General features: G+C 61.3%; 3 protein-coding genes and 1 pseudogene. 2 read left to right on the top strand and 2 right to left on the bottom strand.

Annotated elements, in window-relative coordinates; genetic code table 11:
• Both FH061_RS28430 and FH061_RS28425 read left to right on the top strand, forming a co-directional pair.
• A pseudogene (locus FH061_RS28430) lies at positions 1–456 on the top strand (erythrose-4-phosphate dehydrogenase); the annotation flags it as partial.
• A gap of 268 nt (positions 457–724) precedes the next feature.
• The gene (locus tag FH061_RS28425; protein ID WP_192805307.1) at positions 725–3,682 is read left to right on the top strand and encodes a hybrid sensor histidine kinase/response regulator; all 2,958 of its coding nucleotides are present in this window, start codon (positions 725–727) and stop codon (positions 3,680–3,682) included.
• A 294-nt stretch (positions 3,683–3,976) separates the two neighbouring features.
• Here FH061_RS28425 and FH061_RS28420 read toward each other — a convergent pair whose 3' ends face one another.
• Positions 3,977–4,264, bottom strand: coding sequence for a cupin domain-containing protein (locus FH061_RS28420; protein ID WP_151639203.1), 288 nt, complete (start codon positions 4,262–4,264; stop codon positions 3,977–3,979).
• A gap of 85 nt (positions 4,265–4,349) precedes the next feature.
• Positions 4,350–7,091, bottom strand: a complete 2,742-nt coding sequence (gene glnE, locus FH061_RS28415) for a bifunctional [glutamate--ammonia ligase]-adenylyl-L-tyrosine phosphorylase/[glutamate--ammonia-ligase] adenylyltransferase (RefSeq protein WP_151639202.1) — start codon at positions 7,089–7,091, stop codon at positions 4,350–4,352.
• Between the last annotated feature and the right edge of the window lie 4 nt (positions 7,092–7,095).

The raw sequence follows: 7,095 nt of genomic DNA, 5'->3' as shown, positions 1-7,095 counted from the left end.
AACGACCAGGTGCTGACCGACGTGATGCATGAAGACCTGCGCCGCGCCCGTTCCGCCACCCAGTCGATGATCCCGACCAAGACCGGCGCCGCTGCCGCGGTCGGCCTGGTGCTGCCGGAGCTCAACGGCAAGCTGGACGGTTTCGCGATCCGCGTGCCGACCATCAACGTGTCCATCGTCGACCTGTCCTTCGTCGCTGCGCGCGACACGACCGTCGATGAAATCAACGCGATCATGAAGGAAGCCGCCGACGGTGCGCTCAAAGGCATCCTGACCTACAACACCGATCCGCTGGTATCGGTGGACTTCAACCACAATCCGGCATCGAGCAACTTCGATGCGACCCTCACCAAGGTATCCGGCCGCCTGGTCAAGGTCTCTTCCTGGTACGACAACGAGTGGGGCTTCTCCAACCGCATGCTCGACACCACGGTTGCGCTGATGGCGGCGAAGTAATCGCTGATCAAGTCAGCCTTGCGCTGCCTGAAAAAGCCCCGCGCCTGCGGGGCTTTTTTTTGAGCCCGCACTGGCTGGGGAAGTAATCGCCATATCCGCTTGCTGAGCAGATTCGGACATGGCATTTCCTGCCGCGGTTACAATCGGGACTATTCCTTGTCCTTTTCAGGATGGCAACCGGTTCCAGGCGAAAGAATTCATCGTGATTAATGTGATTGCAGACAGAACCGTAACAGCGCCATCGGATTTTCTTTCCGGAGGCGGTGAGATGGGCGCCCTGATGCGCGCCCACGACTGGGCATCGACTGCGCTCGGTTCTCCTGATACATGGCCGTCACTGCTCAAGACCATCATCCGCCTGATCCTTACCTCCAATCATCCGATGTTCGTCTGGTGGGGACCGGACCTGCTCCAGTTTTATAACGATGCCTACCGCGCGACGTTGGGAGCCGAGCGGCATCCCGTCGCGCTCGGTCAGCGCGGGCAGGACTGCTGGACCGAAGTGTGGCATATCATCGGCCCGGAAATCGAACTGGTCATGTCCGGCAAGGGCGCCACCTGGCATGAGGACGCCCTCGTCCCGGTGACGCGTCACGGCAGGCGGGAAGATGTCTGGTGGACTTATGGCTACAGTCCGATCGAAGATGGATCAGGAGTGCATGGCGTGCTGGCCATCTGCAACGACGTCACGAAGGACCATGTCAACAAGGTGAGGCTGCAACAGCTGAACCAGGAGCTCTCCGAGGAAGTGCAGATCAGGAAGCGTGCCGAGGCCGAGCTGTCCTCCGAACGCGACCGCATCGACGCCGCCCTGGAAAAATCCCGCGCCGATCTTGCGCACCAGGTCGTGGACTGGCAGCGCTTGCATGCCATGAGCAGCGACTTGTTGCAGGCCCGCACGCGGCAGGGGCAGTTCGAGGTGATTCTGAACGCAATCACCGACTTGCATCGATCCGGCAAGGGAATCATTTCCTTGCATGACCCCAGGCGCGATGTGCTGGTGACCGAGACGAGCCGGGGCCTTGGTGCCGGCGCGCTCGCACAGCTGGCGGATGTTCGCGTGGGCGACGGTGCGTGCGGGACCGCTTTCAAGAATCGTGCGCAAATGATCATCGCCGACACCGAAACCGATCCCGCTTATGCCGCCTATCGCCAGTTTGCGAGAGACGAGGGCATCAGGGCGCTTTACAGCACGCCGTTCTACACCATTCACGGCGAACCGCTGGGCGTGCTGAGCGTATATTTCGACACCCCTCGCCGGCCCGAAGAGCGGGAGCTGCGCATCACCGATATCTGCATCAGCCAGATCGGGCTCGTCGTTGAGAGAGAGCAGGCGGAGAGGCAGCTTCATCTCGAGCAGCAGCGCAGCCACCAGATCCTGGAAACCATGAAGGATGGCTTCATCATGTTTGATGCGGACTTTCGTGTGTTGCAGATCAATTCCGAAGGGCTGCGCATGGACGGCCGGCCGCTATCCGAGATTCTCGGCCGTACGCATTGGGAGTTGTGGCCTGGTACGGAAGACCTGTCAGTGGGCAGGGAGTTGCGGCGCGTCATGGACACGCGTGTCGCCTCCAGGTTTACGCATTGCTATGACTACTTCGGACGCACCACCTGGTTCGATGTGTCGGCCTATCCCCACAACGATGGAATCGCCGTCATCTACCGCGATATCAGCGAGCAGAAGAAGGTGGAGCAGGAGCTTGCGCATGTGGTCGACGAGTCCGAGCGTCGGCGTCGGCTGTATGAAACCTTCCTGGCAAACAGTCCCGACCTTGCCTACGTTTTCGACCTGAACCACCGCTTCGTCTATGCCAATGAAGTCCTCCTCAAGATGTGGGACAAGACCTGGGATGAGGCCATCGGCAAGAACTGCCTCGAGCTTGGATATGAACCGTGGCACGCCGAAATGCACGACCGGGAAATCGAGCAGGTCAAGGCGACGCGCAAACCGATACGCGGCGATGTTCCTTTCAATGGAAGCTTCGGACGGCGCATCTATGATTACATTTTCGTCCCGGTACTCGGCCCGGACGGCGAAGTCGAGGCCATTGCCGGCACCACCCGCGACGTGACCGAACGCAGGCAGAATGAAGAGGCGCTGCGCGAAGCAAACCTGCGCAAGGATGAGTTCCTCGCCATGCTTGCCCATGAACTGCGCAACCCGCTCGCGCCCATCAGCGCAGCGGCCGAACTCATGGAAATCGCCGAGCTCGACAGCCGGCAATTGAAGAACACCAGCCGCATCATCAACCGCCAGGTCAAGCACCTGACCGGACTGGTGGATGATCTGCTCGACGTCTCCAGGGTGACGCGCGGACTGGCGGACATCACGAAACGCCCGCAGGATATCAAGAGCATTGTCTCCGACGCCGTCGAGCAGGTCATGCCCCTGATCGAGTCGAAACGCCATCACCTGACGCTGGACATTGCGGCCGAGCAGGCTCATGTGATGGGTGATCAAAAGCGGCTGGTGCAGATTATTACCAACCTGCTCAACAATGCCGCGAAATACACCCCGGAAGGCGGCAGGATCCATCTGTCGATGCAGGTCGACGATGTCATGCTGACGCTCAGCGTACAAGACAACGGCGTCGGCATTGCGCCGGAGATGCAACCGAGGGTTTTCGATCTGTTCACTCAGGCGGACCGGACATCCGACCGATCACAGGGCGGCCTGGGCATCGGACTCGCATTGGTCCGCAGCCTGACGGAACTGCATGGCGGCAGCGTTTTCTGCAAAAGCGACGGATTGGGCAAGGGTAGCCAGTTCATCGTCAGCCTGCCGAGACTGGTGCGCGAACAGCAGGATGAGGGCAGCCTGAGCAGCCACCGTTTGGCGGAAACCGTCCGGAAGCAGCGTATCCTGATTGTCGACGACAACGCAGACGCGGCAGAGATGCTGGCGATGTATATTGGCTCGCTGGGACATGAAGTCATGATCGAACACGGATCACGACGGGCATTCGAACGTGCGCAGCAGGAATTGCCGGATATCTGCATTCTCGATATCGGTCTGCCGGAAATCGATGGCAACCAGCTCGCAAGAATGCTGAAAGGCCGCAGGGAAACCGCGGACGCTCTGCTGATCGCCGTGACCGGCTATGGACAGGAGCCGGACCGGCAAACCGCAATGACTGCCGGCTTCGACCATCATTTCGTAAAACCCGTCGATATGGAAAAGCTGGCGGGCTTGCTGGAGCGCGAAGGTGGCAGGCGACACTAGAGCGGATTGCAGGTGAATGGTCGTTCGACTCGGCTTGCCCTGGGCGCATGGCCGCGTTGGTCGTGGCTGGTGTGGCCCGCCACACGGCGCTCCTCCCGCCTTGCCCTGCATCCCAAGGCAAACCGATTCTTCCATACACCCACCTGCAATCCGCTCTAGGCTGTGTTCGAGAAGCGTCACGGGCGGTTCGGAGTTGCGTTGAGGTGCGGGAGCGCATGCGTACGGACGTATGCCGAGCACCGCAGACGCGGATCCGCGCCGCGCTGCCGCTTTCCAAACAAAGCCTAGAGCGGACTAGGCCTGGCCGACGGCGCCGGATTTTCGGCCAACGAGGTAACTGACCCCATCCGCGCCATAATTTTCCCAATGCGGTTCATTCGCACGGAGATGAAAGATATCGCCCGTGCGGAATATCTTTTCCTCATCTCCAACGCGCAGGCGTATTTCGCCTTTGAGAATCAGCGCCTTCGCTTCGAATGGATGCGTGTGCAGATCGATGGCACTGTTCGGTTCGCGGTCGACCGTCACGACTTCCGAAAAACCTTCATCGGACAGCATCCTGAGAAAATCGCCTTGTTCCATGGTGCGTCTCCAGATCTTGTTGTCATTGATTTCATTATGTGCCATCAGGCAGCGCAAGCCAGGATGCCGCTGGTTCCGGTGCCGGTCAGGCTTCCTGGCTGCGTCCCAGCGTTGCGGCCCACAGTTCCCTGACGCGGGCTGCCTCGAGCTGGATTTTTTCAGTATCGACGCGTGCGCGCTCATGTCCCTGCAAGCGGATCTGGTGCTGGAGCTTGCGCAGCTTGCGGTAGGCATCCGCGACATCGCCGGCGAGGGTCTTGTCGATCAGTCCCAGTTCCGCGCACAATTTGAGCAGGGCGATGTTGCCGATGTCCGCCGTCAGCTGCGGATAGGTCGAGGCATGATTCAGCACCAGGTATTGCACGATGAATTCAATGTCGATCATCCCGCCGGCATCATGTTTCAGGTCGAACAGTTCGGTGCGGTTCGGATGCGCATCATGCAGCTTCTTGCGCATGGAAGCGACCTCGCGACGCAGCTTGTTTTCTTCGCGCGGCTGGCGCAATACCCTTTCGCGAATGGCTTCGAAGCGGCTGCCGATGTCGGTGTCGCCGGCGCAGAAGCGCGCCCGGGTAAGTGCCTGGTGTTCCCAGACCCAGGCGTTGGCGAGCTGGTATCTCTCGAATGCGTTGATCCGCGACACCATCAGGCCGCTGGCGCCGTCGGGACGCAGCGCCACATCGATGTCGAACAGGATGCCCGATGGCGTATGGCTGGTCATCCAGGTAATGAAGCGCTGCGCAAGCTTGGCATACAAGCCGGGCGCTTCCTGATCGTCATCGTCAAAGAGAAAGATCACGTCAAGGTCGGACGCATAGCCCAGCTCCTTGCCGCCCAGCTTGCCGTAAGCGATCACGGCGAAGCGCGGCACGTCGCGATGCCGGTTGGGGATGGATTTCCATACGGCGCCGACGGTCGCCTCCACCAGGATGTCGGCCAGCGCGGACAGGTGATCGGCAAGGCGCTCGACGGTGAGCGCGCCTTCCAGGTCCTGCGCGAGCAGCCGGAACAGCTGCGCATGGTGCAGGTCGCGCAGCACATTCATCTGCAATTCGGTATCGCCGTCGGCCGCGGCAAGCTGGCGCTGCACCTCCTGCTGGAAGGCGGGCCAGTCGGGAGCGGCGTTGAGGCTGCGGTCGTCCAGCAGCTCGTCGAGCAGAATGGGATGCCGGGTCAGGTATTTCGCCGCCCAGTCGCTGGCGTTCATCATGCGGATGACGCGGCCCAGGGTGGTTGGATATTCGGTCAGCAGCGCGAGATAGGCGGCGCGGCGCGCGATGGTTTCCAGGAAGTCGAGCAGGCGGCCCAGGGTTTCATTGCGCGAATTGGCGGTGGCGGCAATCAGGGGCAGCGCCGCGTTGACGAGCGCCATCAGCTTGCCGCGGCTGGCTTCGGGGAGCGACTGCAAGCGAGGCGACTGCGCCGTCGCCTGCAGGCGCTTCGCGGCCGATGCCGGATCCTCGAAACCGAGTGTCTGCAGATGCGCACGGACGGCATCGCCGCCATCATTCTCCGACAGGGATTGCGACACCGCGATGGCCTGCTCGCTTTCCGGCGTGGCGGGTGCGCCGTTGGTCTTGTCCGCGAAAATGGCATCGAACTGGCCGGCGACGATGGCGCGATGAGCATCAAGCTGCGCCAGCATCGCATCGGTATCCGCATAGCCCATCATGCGCGCGATGCGCAGCTGATCGTCTTCGCCGGCCGGCAGGTTGTGGGTCTGGGCATCGTCGACATATTGCAGGCGGTGTTCCAGGTTGCGCAGGAATGCATAGGCTTCCTGCAGCTGGGCGACTTCCTCGGCCGACAGCAGATTCTTTTCCGCGAGGGTATCCAGGGTGATGCGGGTGGAGCGGTCGCGCAATGCCGGATCGCGGCCGCCGCGGATCAGCTGGAACACCTGCGCCAGGAACTCGACTTCCCGGATGCCGCCGCGGCCGAGCTTCACATTGTTGGCGCGGCCCGGGTGACGCGCTTCCTGCCGCTTGACCTCGGCGCGGATCTGGCCATGCATGTTGCGCAAGGCTTCGATGGCGCCGAAGTCAAGGTAGCGCCGGTACACGAAGGGGCGGACGATCTGGTCCAGCGCGGCGATGTCCTCCGCATTGCCGGTCATGGCCCGTGCCTTGACCCAGGCATAGCGCTCCCACTCGCGGCCCTGCACCAGCAGGTATTCTTCCACCATGGCCATGCTCGCTGCAAGCGGGCCGGAAGCGCCGTTCGGGCGCAGTGCCATGTCGACCCGGAAGGTGAAACCGTCTTCCGTGATCTCGGAAAGGGCGCCGATCAGTTTCTTGCCGAGCTTGATGAAGAACTCATGATTGGAGAGCTGCCTCTGCTCGGGCGAACTCACCTGCGTTTCGCCATTCTCCGGATAGACAAAAATCAGGTCGATATCGGAGGAGACGTTCAGCTCGTGGCCTCCCAGCTTGCCCATGCCGAGCACGATCATTTCCTGCGGCTGGCCGGATTCCGCACCGGTCGGCACGCCGTGAACTTCCTGCAGTTCCGCCGTCAGTTCCTTCAGATGCGTCTGCACGGCAAAATCGGCGAAGGCGCTGATGGTCGACAGCACTTCCGCCAGATCCGCGCGTCCGCCGAGGTCGCGTTCAATCAGCGTGGCGACGACCAGGTTGCGTACCCGCCGCATCGCGCGGGGAAGAGGCATGCCGGCCGCTGTTTCCTTTTGTAAAAGCCGAGCAAAAAGCTCCGGGCTAATGGATAATTCGGCAAGCTCCGTCACCATGCCTGCGCGAACCGGATCGGCGTTCAGCCATCTGGAATAGAACCTGGAAGCAACGTCACTGGTCAAAAGGGATGGAGTCACGGTA

Source organism: Noviherbaspirillum aerium, from assembly GCF_008929045.1.
Classification (GTDB): domain Bacteria; phylum Pseudomonadota; class Gammaproteobacteria; order Burkholderiales; family Burkholderiaceae_D; genus Noviherbaspirillum; species Noviherbaspirillum aerium.
The sequence above is the reverse complement of the archived record's forward strand: the minus strand, read 5'-3'. Positions and strand labels throughout refer to the sequence as shown.

Excerpts from the sequence above, each read along its gene's own strand:
- FH061_RS28425 (WP_192805307.1), top strand. The coding sequence starts at position 725 with ATGGGCGCCCTGATGCGCGCCCACGACTGGGCATCGACTGCGCTCGGT.
- FH061_RS28420 (WP_151639203.1), bottom strand. The coding sequence starts at position 4,264 with ATGGAACAAGGCGATTTTCTCAGGATGCTGTCCGATGAAGGTTTTTCG.